This window comes from Vibrio navarrensis, from assembly GCF_015767675.1.
Taxonomy (GTDB): Bacteria; Pseudomonadota; Gammaproteobacteria; order Enterobacterales; family Vibrionaceae; genus Vibrio.
Map to the genome: position 1 here is coordinate 2,404,506 of NZ_CP065217.1, position 16,623 is coordinate 2,421,128.

Below are 16,623 nucleotides of genomic sequence, written 5' to 3' on the forward strand. Positions count from 1 at the left end.
TCAACCACTTAAGAAATGAGCTTATGCGTCCAACCATTGGGGTCCACTTCTGACCATTACTACCGTCGGGTACGGTGACTTAGTGCCACAAACTGATTTTGGCAAAGCGATCGCCTCATTGACCATGCTAATGGGCTATTCGATTCTCGCTGTACCAACCGGGATCATTACGGCTGAACTGAGCCAAGAAATGAACTCACACCGTCAACTGGTAAAATGCCCAAATTGTTCGCGCTCTGGGCATGAGTCCGATGCACTCTATTGCAAACATTGCGGCAGCGAATTGGCCGACCCGGACAAACGTGTCGTCGCAAGTGAAATAAAAAAAGCGCCGTGAACACGGCGCTTAGAATGTGGAATTAACCGAGCAGCTTACTGTTTTTCTGCCAAAATAATACGCAAGGTGCGGCGTAGAGGCTCCGCAGCGCCCCAAAGCAGTTGGTCACCAACGGTAAACGCATTGAGGAAATCGTCGCCCATTGACATCTTACGCAGACGACCGACTGGCACAGATAAGGTGCCAGTGACTTTCGCTGGTGTCAGTTCTTGAGCGGTAATATCGCGCTCGTTTGGAATGACTTTAACCCAATCGTTGTGCGTCGCGATCATCTCTTCAATCTCATCCAACGGGATATTCTGCTTAAGCTTGATGGTCAGAGCTTGAGAGTGACAACGCATTGCGCCGATACGCACACATGTGCCATCGATAGGGATTGGCGAGTCTTGCAAGCCCAGAATTTTGTTTGCTTCAACGCCCGCTTTCCACTCTTCTTTACTTTGGCCGTTGTCGCGTTTCACATCGATCCATGGGATCAACGAACCCGCCAGCGGCGCGCCAAAGTTGTCGGTTGGGAAAGATGCGCTGCGCATCGTTTCGGCAACTTTTCTATCAATATCTAAAATAGAACTGGCAGGGTTAGCAAGCTCTGAACTGACGGCATCGTTAATCACACCCATTTGTGAAATGAGCTCACGCATGTTTTGTGCGCCTGCGCCAGAAGCCGCTTGATAGGTCATCGCACTCATCCATTCCACTAGGCCTTTCTCGTAAAGACCACCGAGCGCCATCAGCATCAGTGAAACGGTACAGTTACCACCAACAAAGGTATTGGTTCCCTTGTGAATGCCTTGCTGAATTTGCGCCAAGTTTACTGGATCTAGGGTAATGATAGAATCTGGTGCCATGCGCAGTGTTGAAGCGGCATCAATCCAATAACCTTTCCAGCCGGCTTGACGCAGTGCCGGATAAACTTTCTCTGTGTAGCTACCGCCTTGGCAGGTAATCACAGCATCCAACTGTTTTAAGGCTTCGAGGTTAAAAGCATCATGCAATACACCTGCGTCTTTACCAACCTTACTGTTTGCAAATAGGGGCGCTGGAATACCAACCTGAGAGGTACTAAAAAATACCGGTTCAATCAGATCAAAGTCTTTTTCTTCAACCATACGTTGCATAAGGACTGAACCAACCATGCCGCGCCAACCAACTAAACCAACTCTCATAACATTAACTCTCCGTGTAATCTCGAACCAAAATGTGAATTTGAGCTCAATAGTTCAATTTTCCCAGCAAAATCTCAAGTGTTAATTCAGCAAAACGGTCTTTTTTTCATCATGAAGTTGTAAGAATCGGAAACACCGCTTCTCTTGGTCAGACCTCGGATCCGTCAGTTGTTACATAGAAATGCGCAACTTCACATCTGAAGCACATTTATTTTACATTACACAACATTTAATATCATAAAGTTTTGTATTTAACAGATGATAATTTCAACAATCGCCAGTCAAACCGATCAACATCAAAACATACAACCAAAAAATTCGAATTATCCACCATGTTAATGTAAGGTACAGTTCCTAACTATCCGGGGGCGTAATCCCTCTAACGCTCCGACATTCTTCAGAGGAATATATGAAGCAGGAAAACACACGCTTACCGAGCCTAATACAAGTCATTATATCGCTCGGTTTGTTTCTACTCTTGGCGTTTTCGTTTACAGCGAAACTAGACCTCCCTATTCAATTAGCCCTGTACATCGGTTGGTTCATCATCATGGTGTTGGGCATACGCTTAGGTCATCAGTACAAAACGTTGGAAACAGCGGCGTTAAACGGAATTTCTAATGGCTTGGGAGCGGTACTCATCCTCCTAGCGGTAGGCGCTCTGGTTGGCACTTGGATTTCCGGTGGTATTGTGCCCACCATTATCTACTATGGTCTGAAGGCAATTCACCCGTCGATTTTCCTTTTAGCCACTATGATCATCTGTTCACTCACCGCACTGGCAACAGGCACTTCTTGGGGTGCAGCGGGAACAGCGGGTATCGCGATGATGGGGATTGGTCAAGGCCTCGGAGTGCCTGCACCTATCACGGCTGGTGCAGTATTATCCGGCTGTTACTTTGGCGACAAAATGTCACCGTTGTCTGATTCCGTTATTTTGGCGTCTTCAATGTCAAACGTGGAGGTCATGGAACACATCAAGGGCATGCTGCCAATTGCGCTGATCAGCTATGTGATTACCGGTGTGATGTTTACTGCGTTTGGCTTCCATTACGCGGGTAATGTGGACATGAGTCAGGTGGATTCGGTGATTAAGGCGATGGAACAGCAGTTCTACATTACCCCATACTCGTTTGTCCCGGTTATTATCGTGCTGGCGTTACTTGCGATGCGCATGCCATCTTTCCCCGTCATCAGCTTCGGCTCTCTACTGGGCATTATCTGGGCGGTGATGATTCAGGATGTCGATTTCCTTACCGCGTTTAACACTGCTTGGGCACCGTTTGCTATCTCATCTGGCGTTGATTTTATTGACTCGATCCTCAATCGTGGCGGGATGTCATCCATGCTGGGCTCGGTAGCGGTGATTGTCTTCGGTCTTGGGTTTGGTGGCTTGCTGGATAAAGTCGGTGTGCTGGAAACCATCGCGAAGCTGTTTGAACGTCGTGTGCAAAACCCGGGCTCGCTCGCGATCAGCACCATAGCTACGGCATTTATGGGCAACGTATTTGGTTCAGCAATGTACGTATCATTGATTCTGACTCCGAAGATCTGCGCCAAAAACTATGACCGTCTGGGCTACCAACGCAAGAATCTGTCACGCAACGCGGAATTTGGCGGCACGCTTACCTCGGGTATGGTGCCTTGGAGTGACAATGGTATCTACATGGCGAGTATTCTCGGCGTGGCGACTCTCTCTTATGCCCCTTTTATGTGGCTCAGCTTTGTCTGCATCGCGGTGACCATTTTCACCTCTTATATGGGCTGGTTTGTCGATAGATGTGAGCCTACGGCGCACATCGACGATGTGGACGAATCCACATTAGTAAAAACACAAACGGTTTAAATGCAGTACCATCTTAAATAGCTAATCCAAGCGTAGCCTAAACCGCTACGCTTTTTTCTGCGTGACTCATACACTCCACTCCTCATCGAGTAACTGCTTGGCAAAGTCGATGGTTTCACGCAGCGCTTCTTCCAATTTAGCTAACTGCTGCTCAGAAACGCTATGGCCATTTTTCATCGTCATCTCAATGTCAAACGCCACTTCTTTTAACCGAATCGCGCCAAGGTTAGCGGCTACGCCTTTCAAACTGTGCACGATACGCTGCGCTTTGACTTTGTCATGCACCGCTACATCGGTGAAACGCTGGTAGTCATTGCAATGATCTTGAATGAATACTTGTAATAGCAAACGCACCGATGCTTCATCCCCGGAGAGTGAATCCAGCATGGCTTTCGTGTCGATCACCTTCCCTTCTTCCAACGACTCTTGAGAATAACTCATCACTTTCTCGCTATTCGAGCGGATGAGCGTATCCAGACTGACCTCTTGATCGTGAGCCTGCTTGCCCAGTTTCACGCTCTCCAATGCCTCTTCACCGCTATCTTGCCAATAGAGCAAGAAGAGCATCCCAAACACAGACAAAGCACTGGTGGTAATAAATACCATCATATAGTGCAAAATCATACGGTTAACGTATTCTTCTAGTTTTGATTGTTGAGCATAAATGGCATGATTGTTGATTTGTTGCACTAAGTGGTCGATTTGTAAATTCTCCGCCAGCGCATCACCGCTCTCAGCGATAAGCTGTCTTAAAGGCACACCGTACTCCTCAGGAAGGGTTTCTGAGGCATGCAATAAATCGTCCATGTCCTTAAATATCAGATCCAACTGTGGCGATGCGGAAAATGCCGCCTCAGAGACATAACTGCCTAAAAGGGCATACTGTGTCATCGCGAAAGGAGATTGTTCACTGATTTTTAAGCGCTTTTCCCGAATCGCATCAACTAGGGCAGAAAGTTGGTTGTCTATTGAAAGCAGGCTCCTGAGACTTTGTAGATAGTGATCAGTCGAGTAGATAAACTGCGACACATCTGGAGCAAAAAAAGATTCTGCATAGTTGGCTTCGAGTTGAATACGTAGCGCATAAACAATCTGCAAATTGAGTGAAATTTCATCATTCAAACTCACTCTTTGCGATCGTTCATAGGCAAAAGTGCTATGCGTTTGCGCAACTTTATTGCCCAGTTCTTCAATCACCTGCACAACCGTCGTCATATTGTAAGTCTGAATCATGATAAACAGTGATACCGACGCCCACAGAGCTAACAAACCAACTGAGCATCGCATTTTCATTTTTTTTGCTGTGAGTGACATGTTCAATCCCTGAATAACACCTGTTACAAGCATATACCATCTTCTAACATCATGTCAGACAACAAAAAAGAGAGCCCATGCTCTCTTTTTTGTTTGCTTGATTACTGACTGCGCGTGAGTTGATCGCGCAAATTGGGCGGCGTGCCCTTAATCGTCAGCGTATCTGTCTCTGGGTCGTAAAAAATGCGCTCGCCGAGCAACAAACTGTCGAAGCTAAGATTCAAACCGCCACCAGCGCCAACATACTTGGTTAACTTGCGTACCAACCCACGGTCCGCTGGAAAACGCTCTTCCAACTGGTACCCTTGCGCTTGAGTGAAATCGAGAAAGCTAGCGCCCGATGGCCCTGAGGGGAGCTCGTCTGACAACTCACGAATCGTCACTTCTTCGCCAGATTTCAGTTGTCCATTGCAGTAATCGTAAACTTGCTTTCTGTACTCGTTCACTTCCTGTTTTTCCAGCTTGGCATCGGTACAAAAATCATCCAACGCTTGAATCAGCACTTGGCTTTGCTGCTTGCTGTCTAAGCCCACCTCAGCCTGCATGAAGTCCAAAAAGAAGTCCGCTACTTTTCGGCCAACCCGTCCTTTAATATAAGAGAGGTAACGGTTCGACTCGCTGTCAACTTGGTAAACAGAGAGGTCAATACGCGCCGCAATATCCATTTTATTGATGTCTAAATAGTCAGTGGCACTGATGTCTAATCCTTCCGTAACTTTCAGGCTTTGGTTGAGCGGCAGGATGCCGACAAACAAATAGTGCGTTGCGAGGCTCTGGTACTCTGCAAACACGAGGATGCCTTCATCTGCAAAAGGATACTTACTCAGTTCATCTTTCAAGCGTGAAGCACTTTTCTGTGAGAAATCGTAAAAAGTGAGTTCATTTTTACGCATCGCTTGCAGCCAAATCTGAAATTCGCTGTCTGATTTGAAGCTGCCGAATCCTTTTCCAGCTTTTGCGTGGAACACTCGGTGCAGCTCAGCCACAAGATTTTCTGTGGATGAATCGTTGCTCAGAGACTCAGAACGGTAGTGGACCGTGAGTTCATCCTGATCATTTTTACTAAGCTGATGCAAAATAACGTTGGAAAGATGCAGGCTCATAATCTTTTATCTAGCTTCAAGGTTTTAGTTGTGAGGCATTGTAGGTTATCATAAGCCGCTTTTACTATCATTATTAGAGTTGTTATGCCGATTACATCTAAATACACAGACCAACAAGTTGAAACGATTCTTGCTGAAATAGGCGCCGTGTTAGACAAACACGGAGCGACCCCAGAGCTTTCACTGATGATTGCGGGCAATATCGCTACCAATGTCTTAAATCAACAAGTTGCCGCTTCACAACGTAAAGTTATTGCAGAAAAATTTGCCCAGGCACTGATCTCTTCTCTGAAAGAACAAAAAACTCATTAATCACGGATAACAGAATCATACATGGTAGACAGCGGAAACTCATACGGCGAACGTGTATCCAAACTGGTTGGTTGGGGTCACTGGTTTGCATTCTTCAACATCATTGCTGCGATGTTGATCGGTACGCGTTACATTGCCCAGTCACCTTGGCCGGAAACCTTCTTGGGCCAGCTTTATCTTGTTGTTTCCTGGGTCGGACATTTTGGCTTTCTGGTCTTCGCGCTGTACCTGTTGATTCTGTTTCCACTCACTTTTCTTCTTCCCTCCCAACGGCTGTTCAGATTCTTTGCCGTCACTTTTGCCACCGTTGGCTTGACTGTCTTGCTCGTCGATACTCAAGCCTATCAGTCGATCAATTTGCACTTAACCCCAGTCGTTTGGGAGTTACTGTTCAGCGATGAAAAATCGGCAATTAGTGCTGATTTACAGCATCTTTTTGTCGTTTTACCGTTGATTTTTTTCCTCCAGCTTGGGCTTGCTGAGTGGGTGTGGAAAAAACAACGTAAGTTGGCTCATAAACACATTGGCCGTCCTTTATCCGGTGTTTTCTTTATCTGTTTTATTACCAGCCACCTGATTTACATGTGGGCAGATGCGTATTTTTATAATCCGGTCACTAGTCAGCGTGCAAACTTCCCGCTCTCCTATCCGATGACAGCGAAAAGCTTTATGGAAAAACATGGTTTACTCGATAGAGAAGAGTACCTAAAGCGATTGGAGGCGAGCGAAAATAACGTCGAGTTGGTGCGCTATCCATTAGAGCAATTGGAGTTCAATCGCCGTGGGAATCACCTGAATATACTGATGATCAATGTCAACAACTGGCGTGGAGACCATTTGAGCGAAACACAAATGCCAACAACATACCAGTTTGCAATCAACAATCAGTGGTTCACCAATCATTACAGCTCAAGCAACGATTCTTTTGGCGTCTTCGGCTTGTTTTATGGCCTGCCAACCAGTTACGCCAGCAGCATCAAAGCGCAAGGCACAGCGCCTATTTTCCTGAGTGTTTTGCAAGAGCAAGGCTACGATTTTGCTTTGTTCAGCGGCAATGGCTTTAGTGACCCACTGTATCGCGAAGTGATTTTCCGCGGACAACATCTTGCTGCGCAGCTTGAGAAGCAAAACCAGACTGAGTTTAGTGACGAGAAAGCTGTTGATGCTTGGCAAAACTGGTTGGGCGAACAAACTAACTCACCTTGGTTTAGCTTTATCGAACTGACCTCCGTGGACGACATTGATGCTTCGGCCATGCCAAAAGGCGCGAATGCCAGTGAAAAATTCAAGCAGACGTACAATCAAGCCGTCGGCCTGGCCGATAATATGCTGCAGCGTATTTTGGTTACTTTAGAAGAGCAGCAACTGAGTGCCAACACAGTGGTGATCCTGACCTCAAACCACGGCAGTGAGTTTAACGAAACGCAAACCAATAGTTGGGGGGCGAATTCTAACTACAGCCGCTATCAGCTTCAGGTTCCTTTGGTGATTCATTGGCCGGGTAAATTGCCCGCGCAGTTTAACCAAAGTACCAGCCACCTCGACCTATCAGTGACCTTGTTGCAAGATTTGCTCGGCGTCGCTTCTAACCCAGCCGACTTTAGTTCAGGGCGGAATCTGTTTGATGAGAGCAGACGCCGTTGGATTTTAGCGGGCGACACGCGTGAAATTGCCTTGATCACGCCAACCCAAACGACGGTGATTGATAAATTTGGCAACTTCAAGTTATACGACGAGAACTACAAACGGGTGAGAGACGACAGCCCGAAATTGCCCGTATTGATGCAAGGATTGACTGAACTACAACGCTTTTACAGTAAAAGTCAGCAGTAATTATCTTAACTGATGCCAGTAAGGGATGTGGAAATCACGTCCCTTACTGTTTTTATTGAGTATGAAGTGCTCTTTCATTTCTTCTCGAACTAAAAAGCCTAAATGCTGACCATAGACAAGGTTTCTATCTTCTTTTTTAAACTTTCCAATGAATTAATGGTAATCGAGCCGTATCCAACCGCAATTGTCCCTTCCTCCACAAAAGAAACAATATATTTATTCAGTGCTTGTCGAGTGATCCCAACCACCATTGCTAATTCCGCTCTGGTCATCTTTATTTTAATCGTCTGTTTCCCAGGCTCTTGATTACCGAGTATTTCAATATGAGAGAGGATGGTGCGGGCTATTTTCAGAGGGATATTGGTTGTCATATTGTTCAACGCAAAATGGCCGATGGATGCGCCACGCCGTGCTAATGCACTAAATGTGTTTCTCATCAGCATCGGGTCAATCTGGCAAAGCTCAATAAAGCGACTAGTCGGGAGTTTTACAATGATTGCATCCTCTAATGCTTTAAGTGATACCACACGATTAAAGCCTGGGATAAAGGATGACTCGCCAAACCAGCCACCTGTTGTCACTTTGGCAACGAGCAAATTACTTCCTTGCTCGTTTCTTCGATACACCCCGACTTGACCCGAGGCGAGAATTAATAATTCCTCTGCTGGCGCATCTTGTTTAGCAATCAACTCATTTCGTTTGAAGCTTTCATAGCTACTATATTCATACAGTGTTGATAAGGTAGTTGAGCTGCAACCTTTAATTAATTCACAATTATGTATTGCGTGTAATATTAAATAGTTAAACATAATTACAACTTACTCGCACCGAAAATATACGATGCCAATATAAAGTCCATTTAAAAGAGCCCCGACCTCACGGCCGGGGAAAGTCAAGTTAAGCACATTAGGGAAAGGATAGTAACCGCATTCAAAGCAGATTATTGACTGTTTTACCGTTGGGCTTTAAACACGAAACTCGAGTAATTTGCGTTGTTGTTCCTCGGCCAGTCGCGCTAATTCTTCCGTTGCTGTCGCGCTCTGCGAAATGCCCGCCACGTTCTGATTCACCATATTGGAAACCACTTCAATGCTGCGGGAAATATCAGTGCTCACCGCAGATTGTTCTTCAGAGGCGGTCGCCACCATGCTGTTGACATCACTTATTGAAACGACCGCCTGATTGATGGAAGTGAAACTGCCTGCAACCGAAGAAACAATGGCTAGCGAGATAGTCTCACCCTTTAGTGAGCAAAAGCTCTGCCATTTATTGAAGTCAACCAATTATAGATCCGTCATTCCGCAGCTAATTCCAGAATTTAAATAGTGTGATCTGGCGATCAGTTTTTCATAAAAACCACGACACCATCTTGACCGCGATCGACAGTTTTGATCTATTACTGCTATTTGACGGTCTCAAAATATGTCTACCCATCCTGTTATTAAACGCTTAGATCACCTTGGTCTCATTGCCGCCTTTTGTCACGAAATTGGCCTGCCACGGATGATAGATGCCGTTATCCCAAAATATTCTGACCACAATGTTTCTCATGGTGACGCGGTATTGGCCATGCTCCTAAATGGACTTGGCTTTCATAGCAGAACACTGCACATGTTCTCGGACTTTTTTAAGACCAAGCCTGTGTCTAAGCTACTCGCCAAAGACATTGAAGCACACCACCTTACTGATGATGTACTAGGCCGCACCTTAGATGCTCTATACGAAGCCGATGTCTCAGCGCTCTATCAGGTTATTGCTGAGCGTGTTGTTGATAAACTGGGCTTGACGACGGATTCTGTTCATCTTGATATCACTAGCTTCCACGTTGATGGTGAGTATGCACAAGATGAAAACACCAACGTCATTAAGCTTGTAAGAGGCTACAGTCGGGATCATAGGCCAGAGCTTAACCAAGTGGTGCTTGAACTCATCTGTGAAAACCAAGCAGGTATTCCTGTTTACATGCAAGCACTGAGTGGCAACACCAATGATGCCAAGGCATTCGCTGAAGTCACTAAAAGACACATACATTGCCTAAAAGCCGCGCAAAATAGTCGTTACTTTATCGCTGATGCCGCCTTGTACACCGAAGAAAGCATCTCCTCGCTAGATGAGCAAAATCAAAAGTTCATTACCCGTGTACCCATGACCATCAAGCTCGCAAAACAAGCACTGTTTGCGCTAGAGCCAGAGCAATTAATCGCTATTGATGATGGCTACTCAGGATGTTGGATAGACTCGGATTACGGAAAGGTCAATCAACGTTGGTTGCTCGTTCACAGTGAACAGGCCACCAAGCGGGAAGAAATCACTTTCTTCAAGAACTTAGAGAAAAACATAGCAAAAGAAATCAAAGCGTTGGAAAAGCTAAGTAAAAAACCATTCGCTTGTGAAGTTGACGCAGAATTAGCGTTTAACGATTTCAAGAAACAATCTGACTTACTAGGGTTTGAACAAGGCACTCTCATCAAACTGCCGACTTACTCTCATTCGGGCCGCCCAAAGACAGATGAAGCACCGACAGGATACCAATACTTTATCGAAGCCGCTCCCTTCACCGACCTAGAAAAAGTAAAACTGGCTAAGCTCAAAGTAGGCATGTTTATCCTCGCGACAAATGACACCGACAATGAAGAACTCACCATGACGGCTCTTCTAGCACATTACAAATCGCAACAAAAAGTCGAGCGCGGCTTCCGCTTTCTAAAAAGCCCTGAATTTTTAACCTCTTCCATCTTCTTGAAAAAGCCTGAACGCATTGAAGCGTTGCTAATGATAATGACGTTGAGCTTGCTTGTTTACGCCAGTTTAGAACACAAAATCAGAGAGCAACTCGCACAAACCGAAGCGTTCTTCCCAAGTATGGTAAAGAACAAGACGACCTCCAGACCGACGGCACGTTGGGTCTTCTTGCAATTCGAAGGCATAGATACGCTAGAGATTAACGGCCAACGGTTCATCACTGGACTTCAAGATCACCAAACACAACTACTCAAATTACTCGGTAGATTCTATGAGGTAGTTTATTCCTAAATTAGCTGCGGAATGTCGGATAGATAATAATTATGTAAATAGTATGTTTGCTTCTTGGTGCGATTGAAAAAGTTTGAGCAATGTAAACAACATTACATTTAAGTGCGATTTTTGCGTGCAGAATTTAATGATAAATCTATAATTTAATCAATGCACGCGCAAATGATCCGCGTATGTATTCGTAACCTTACTCTTCTTTGACTTCATTTTTTGTAGTCCACAAACCTAATCATCATGGTAACACTATGAATATAAAGGATTTATTTCGAGTATTTTTCGGTGCAATCATACTCGTGTCAGGGATAACTCTGTTTTTAGCCTTACAACTCAAACAGAACGTAGAAGCCAGTTATGCCGCCGCAGACTATCGCTATAACGTTAGCCACTTAGCGAAACTCTCTACCTCAAACTCAACACTCCTCACTCTCAATGCACGACAGTTCGTCGCCACACTCGACCCAAAATATCGCGACAAATACAACCGGATTGTCGATCAAATAACGGGCAAAGCGCCAATGTACGATGGCCGATCGCTAGAATACCAACAACGTTTAAAAGAGCTTGGTGTACCCAGCAACCTGATGACGTATTTGGCCGAATCCAACAACCTCTCAGTGGCACTAGTGAATACCGAAGTGAAAGCATTTGGTTTGGTTGAACCCTTTGTCGGTAAACGTATCGAAGACCTGAATAAAGAGGAATTTTCCGCGTGGAAACAAGCCATGGATCTGCTGCATGATGAAAACTACATGCGCGAAGTGGCTAAAATCGTTGCCCCCGTCAGCAAATTTATTGAACTCGCCAACCAAAATGCAGCCAACGATGTGAAGCTAGCAAAACAGGAAATTGCCACCAGCACGCTGCTGAGCATCTCGTTCTTGGTCTGCGTTATTGCCCTGATTGTCATCTGCTATTTCATTTTGCAGCGCAAAGTGATCTCACGCATTCAAGTGCTTCGAGGCGAGGCAAATCGCGTTGCGGAAGGCGATTTTACTCAACTGCTGGCGATTTCTGGCAAAGACGAAATTACCGCTCTCTCGACTGCCTTCAACCATATGATCGGTAATATTTCTACTTTGATCCGCGATATTCGCCAGCAAGCGATGCGCGCAGAAAGCGAGTCAAATACTTTGCGTGACATTACCGAACGGACACAAAATCTCAGCTCAGAACAAAGCCAATCGATCGAGGTGATCGCCAGTTCTGTCTACGAAAACCTCGCCGCGGTGAAAGAAGTCACCAATAGTTGTACTGAAACCTCGGTGCAAGCGGCCTCCGCCAACCAACAGTCGCTTGAAAGCCAAGCGACAGTGAAAGAAAACATCGGCTCGGTACAGTTGGTTGCAACGCGTTTACAAAGCGCCAACGATCGCATTGCGCAACTGGCAAGCGCAGTATCAGATGTGGGTGAGATCTTAAACGTGATAGAAGCAATTGCCGAGCAGACCAACCTTCTCGCCCTCAATGCTGCAATTGAAGCAGCGCGCGCCGGAGAGCAAGGACGTGGCTTTGCCGTGGTCGCAGACGAAGTTCGCTCGCTGGCCAAACGCACTCAAGATTCGACCGATGAGATCCAACGTAAGCTCTCGACACTTTCGGAATATTCACGTGCCGTTTCTGAAGAGACCAAACTTTGCACACAAGATACCGAAATGGCCGTGCGCAAGTCTGCCGATGTTGGCGATGTGCTGAATGAAATCAGTGCGCTGATCACCCTGATTTCCGACCAAACATCGTCGATCGCCGCCGCTGCAGAAGAGCAGGAAAAAGTCTCGGAAGATATCTCCAATCGCATCCATAAAATCCGCGATGTGGCTGAAGAATCCGCGACACTGAGCGGCAACGTTTCCGACGCATCATCGCGCTTGAAAGATATTTCCAATGCGCTCACTCAGGGGTTGAATAAGTTTAAGCTCAGCAAAGGATAAAACAAACGCCGCACGAGACGGCGCTGGGTTACTTGAGGCTCATAGCCGCGTGGATAAGTTGCATGTGAATCGGCACTAAATCTTGATGATTGGTGCGATAGCCACCACCCACCACTGCCGCCAGTGGGATCGACAGCTCATTGGCGAGTGTGAGCAGAAATGTGTCGCGTTGATAAATCGCCTCACTCGACACATTAAGGTAACCCAGCTCATCTTGCTGATGGATATCGACTCCAGCGTCATAGAGGATCAAATCCGGTCGATGCAGATGGATGGCCATTGGCACTACCTCGCAAAACGCGGCGAGAGAGGCGTCGTCATCACTCTCGCGTGGCAAGGGCACATCGAAATCGGAATCGGGTTTACGCGCTGGAAAGTTTTTCTCGCAATGAAAGGAGAGCGTGATAATGTCATCACGCTGTTGGCATAAGGTCGCCGTACCATCGCCGTGGTGCACATCGCTATCAATGATCAGTACTTTATCCACGCCCTCTTGGCGCAAGGCGACATGAGCTGCCAACACCAAATCATTGAACAGACAAAAGCCGCTGCCAAAGTCGTGGTGAGCATGATGATAGCCGCCACTAAGATGAATGGCTAAGCCATGTTGCAGCGCTTTTTGCGCCGTCAGTACCGTTCCTCCCGCGGAGGTTAAGGTTCGCTCAATCAAATGTTCACTCCAAGGAAAGCCAATACGGCGCATTTTCGCCGCGGGAAGCTGACCAGACGCGAGTAGATCGACGTAGTGAGCACAATGGATCTGTTTCACGTCCTCTAAACTCAGAGCTTGTGGCTGATAAAAACGGATGTTGCTTTGCCAATGCGAACTGCCAGCCATCTGCCGGTTGATCTCTGCAAACAGATGGCGATATTTATTGATCGGGTAGCGATGTTCTGGCGGTAACGGCAGATCCGAATAAAGCGGATGATAGATAAGTGGCAACATCAGGATTAAACTCGACTATTCACTGTTATTAACGCGGCGTGGTTTACGACTCGCAGCATTTTTACTGGAAGTGGTGCGTGAAGCCGAAGTTCGGCCGCTACTTTTACGCCGCTTAAACGCAGGGCGCTCTACTTTTGGCAAATGCTGCAAAGATGGCGGCACAGGCGCGCTTTTCACTTGTGCCATTAAATCCGAGATCCGCGCTTCTAGCGCTTGCATGAAAGGCTGATACGCTTGATTGCGCTCCGCCATGCCCTGCAACTGGTGCTCCCAATGAGCCGTCATGTCTGGATAGGTCGATTCGTTCGGCAGCGCATTAACCAGACCTCGCCCCGCAGCGGTGCTTAAAATGGCTTTGCCTTGACGTGACAACAATTGGCGCTTGAACAAGGTATCTAAAATGCCCGCACGGGTCGCTTCAGTACCTAATCCGTCGGTGTCTCGTAAGATCTTCTTCAGCTCTTTATCCGCGACATAACGTGCAATACCCGTCATCGCCTGTAATAACGTCGCTTCGGTAAAATGCTTCGGCGGTTCTGTTTTACGATCGTTGATTTCCCCTTCCCGGCACATCAACACCGTACCTTTTTCTAATGGCGGCACAGTGTCTGTGCCATCATCTTCTTTCTCCGTCACGCCCGTTAAGCTCTTCCAGCCAGGGAAAAGCAGTTGACGCCCTTTGGCGATAAAAGTGCCCCCAGCAATGTCAAACACCAACTTGGCTTCGGCATACACCGCCGCAGGATAAAACTGCATCAGATACTGCCTAGATATGAGCTGGTAGATCTTCGTCTCCTGCCCCGAAAGTGCGTTGACGCTCGCCTGCTTTGGAGTGGGAATGATCGCATGATGCGCATCCACTTTACTGTCATTCCACGCTTTTGATTTGAGCGAGAGCTCCGCCCCATCAACGGCGGCAGCGAGTTCACGCGCATTATTGCTGATGGCCTGCATGACGGTCTTGGCCTGTGAAAGATGCTCTAGTGGCAAATAGCGACAATCAGAGCGCGGATAGGTGATCAGTTTGTGCTTTTCATACAGAGCCTGACAAGTATCCAGCACTTGCTGTGCGCTCATAGAAAAGCGCTTCGCTGCATCAATCTGCAATGCCGACAACGAATAGGGCAACGGCGCAGCTTGTTTGGTCTGTTTGTGCTCAGACTCTGTGACCGTCGCTGGCTGACCAGCAATACGCTGCGCAACATTCTCCACCAATTTACGATTAAGAATGCGCCCTTCTTCATCTTGCCAAGGTTTGCACGCCTCACTCGGTTTCCAGCGCGCGCGAATATCAAAAGCGACAGCGTTGTACTGATAGGGGATCAGCGCATGCAACGTAAAATAGTCGCGCGGGATAAAATTTTCGATCTCTTCATCACGGCGCACCACCAAACCCAATACTGGCGTTTGCACTCGCCCCACCGACAAAACGCCTTGATAGCCCGCTTTTTGCCCAAGTAAGGTATACGCGCGCGACATGTTCATGCCGTATAACCAGTCAGCGCGTGAACGAGCCAGCGCCGAGACCGATAGCGGGATAAAGTCGCGATTGCTGCGCATTGAGGAAATGGCTCTTTTGACAGCAGGTAAGTTAAGGTCACTGATCAAAAGTCGCTGCGCCGCTTCTTTCTTCGTTTTACTCACTTTGCAGTAGTCGAGCACTTCATCCACCAGCAATTGCCCTTCGCGATCGGGGTCCCCCGCATGCACCACTTGAGTCGCCTCTTTGAGCAGTTTTTTGATCACCGCAAGCTGCTTTGCCGACGTTTTCCGCGGGCGCAACTGCCACTGCTGCGGCACAATGGGCAAATCGGCCATGTTCCACTTTTTATAGCGCTCATCGTAAGCATCCGGCTCTACTTGCTCAAGCAAATGTCCGATGCACCAAGTCACCACATCTCCATTGCCACAGACAATGAAGCCTTGATCTTTTTTCTGCGGATTAGGGAGAGCAGCGGCAATTGCGCGGCCAAGGCTGGGCTTTTCAGCGATAAAAAGTCGGCTCATAGCGATATAAGAAGAGAAACAATAAAGGGCCACCTTAGCGGATGTGGCCCTGAAAAATCAAGAAAAACTGTATAAATAACCAGTTACAAGTATTCAACAAACTTTGACAGATCGCGCTCAGGCACTTTCATCGCGCTGCAATCGGCCGTACCGAGATAGAGGAAACCGACAATTGCATCGTCGCCTTGTAGGCCAAACGCTTGAGTAACTTGAGGATGAAACATCCACTCGCCGGATCGCCAAATGCCTTGAAACCCTTGTGCCACCGCAGCCATTTGCATCGCTTGCACAGCGCATCCCGCGGAAAGATGTTGCTCAAAAGCGGGAACTTTGTCGTGTTCGGTCACTTTGGCCACCACAGTGATCACCATCGGCGCGCGAAACGGCGCATTTTTCAGCTTTTCCAGTACGGCTTCATCGCATTGATCTGCGCGTCCGGCTTTTAGCAAAATATCCGCCAGTTTTTTCAGGCCTGCTCCTTGCGCAATCACAAAGCGCCAAGGCGTCAGACCGCCGTGATCCGGTGCGCGTAAACCAGCGCGAATGATGTTTTCCAGCGCTTTGCCTTCCGGCGCAGGCGCACTCAACTTAGCGATAGAACGGCGGTTTAATAGCAGTTCGAGAGCGTCCATGGATCTGTCCTTTTCAAAAGTGTGAGTCAGTGAGTTGCTATTCTTAGCGGGGTAACCCGATTGCGCCTCACTTTAGCATAATTCAAGCGTGTCAATAACACCCTGTTTTCTGTGGAAATAACGCCAATAAAAAAGCCGCGCATGGCACGGCTCTGAATTGATTCAC

The 16,623-nt window shown here is 47.2% G+C and carries 13 protein-coding genes and 1 pseudogene; 6 read left to right on the forward strand and 8 right to left on the reverse strand.

The features are described from left to right. Positions 1 to 46: 46 nt before the first annotated feature. Positions 47 to 337: pseudogene (locus tag I3X05_RS11480) on the forward strand (ion channel); the annotation flags it as partial. Positions 338 to 372: 35 nt separating this feature from the next. On the opposite strand, the gene asd reads toward I3X05_RS11480, so the two are convergent. Further along, a complete protein-coding gene (asd, locus tag I3X05_RS11485; RefSeq protein ID WP_045572484.1) occupies positions 373 to 1,503 on the reverse strand; it encodes an aspartate-semialdehyde dehydrogenase in 1,131 nt (376 codons plus the stop codon). A gap of 409 nt (positions 1,504 to 1,912) precedes the next feature. Between asd and nhaC the strand changes: the two genes are divergently transcribed. After that, a complete protein-coding gene (gene nhaC, locus I3X05_RS11490) occupies positions 1,913 to 3,349 on the forward strand; it encodes a Na+/H+ antiporter NhaC (protein WP_337970732.1) in 1,437 nt (478 codons plus the stop codon). Positions 3,350 to 3,415: 66 nt separating this feature from the next. Here the strand turns inward: nhaC and I3X05_RS11495 are convergent, their stop codons facing one another. Both I3X05_RS11495 and yejK read right to left on the reverse strand, forming a co-directional pair. Continuing rightward, positions 3,416 to 4,663, reverse strand: coding sequence for an Hpt domain-containing protein (locus I3X05_RS11495; RefSeq protein WP_045572482.1), 1,248 nt, complete (start codon positions 4,661 to 4,663; stop codon positions 3,416 to 3,418). Positions 4,664 to 4,764: 101 nt separating this feature from the next. Beyond that, on the reverse strand, positions 4,765 to 5,766 hold the full coding sequence (gene yejK, locus I3X05_RS11500; protein ID WP_045572481.1) for a nucleoid-associated protein YejK: 1,002 nt from the start codon (positions 5,764 to 5,766) through the stop codon (positions 4,765 to 4,767). An 84-nt stretch (positions 5,767 to 5,850) separates the two neighbouring features. Between yejK and I3X05_RS11505 the strand changes: the two genes are divergently transcribed. Then, complete coding sequence (locus I3X05_RS11505) at positions 5,851 to 6,078, forward strand: YejL family protein (protein ID WP_039429982.1); 228 nt, start codon at positions 5,851 to 5,853, stop codon at positions 6,076 to 6,078. A 21-nt stretch (positions 6,079 to 6,099) separates the two neighbouring features. After that, positions 6,100 to 7,911 (forward strand): DUF3413 domain-containing protein, encoded by a 1,812-nt coding sequence (locus tag I3X05_RS11510; protein WP_045572480.1) that lies wholly within the window; start codon positions 6,100 to 6,102, stop codon positions 7,909 to 7,911. Between the two features lie 98 nt (positions 7,912 to 8,009). Here the strand turns inward: I3X05_RS11510 and I3X05_RS11515 are convergent, their stop codons facing one another. Then, the gene (locus I3X05_RS11515) at positions 8,010 to 8,720 is read right to left on the reverse strand and encodes a Crp/Fnr family transcriptional regulator (protein ID WP_082069820.1); all 711 of its coding nucleotides are present in this window, start codon (positions 8,718 to 8,720) and stop codon (positions 8,010 to 8,012) included. A 156-nt stretch (positions 8,721 to 8,876) separates the two neighbouring features. Continuing rightward, a complete protein-coding gene (locus tag I3X05_RS11520; protein ID WP_045572478.1) occupies positions 8,877 to 9,194 on the reverse strand; it encodes a methyl-accepting chemotaxis protein in 318 nt (105 codons plus the stop codon). 139 nt (positions 9,195 to 9,333) lie between these two features. Between I3X05_RS11520 and I3X05_RS11525 the strand changes: the two genes are divergently transcribed. Then, on the forward strand, positions 9,334 to 10,944 hold the full coding sequence (locus I3X05_RS11525) for an IS1634-like element ISSpu7 family transposase (RefSeq protein ID WP_337970633.1): 1,611 nt from the start codon (positions 9,334 to 9,336) through the stop codon (positions 10,942 to 10,944). Between the two features lie 245 nt (positions 10,945 to 11,189). Beyond that, positions 11,190 to 12,872 (forward strand): methyl-accepting chemotaxis protein, encoded by a 1,683-nt coding sequence (locus tag I3X05_RS11530; protein ID WP_082069583.1) that lies wholly within the window; start codon positions 11,190 to 11,192, stop codon positions 12,870 to 12,872. A gap of 28 nt (positions 12,873 to 12,900) precedes the next feature. Here the strand turns inward: I3X05_RS11530 and I3X05_RS11535 are convergent, their stop codons facing one another. From I3X05_RS11535 to I3X05_RS11545, 3 genes are all read right to left on the reverse strand, one after another. Next, entirely contained in the window at positions 12,901 to 13,818 is a 918-nt protein-coding gene (locus tag I3X05_RS11535) for a histone deacetylase family protein (protein WP_045569552.1), read from the reverse strand. Positions 13,819 to 13,833: 15 nt separating this feature from the next. After that, entirely contained in the window at positions 13,834 to 15,825 is a 1,992-nt protein-coding gene (locus I3X05_RS11540) for a DNA topoisomerase III (protein WP_045569553.1), read from the reverse strand. Between the two features lie 83 nt (positions 15,826 to 15,908). Next, positions 15,909 to 16,457, reverse strand: a complete 549-nt coding sequence (locus I3X05_RS11545; protein ID WP_045569554.1) for an NAD(P)H nitroreductase — start codon at positions 16,455 to 16,457, stop codon at positions 15,909 to 15,911. Positions 16,458 to 16,623 lie beyond the last annotated feature (166 nt).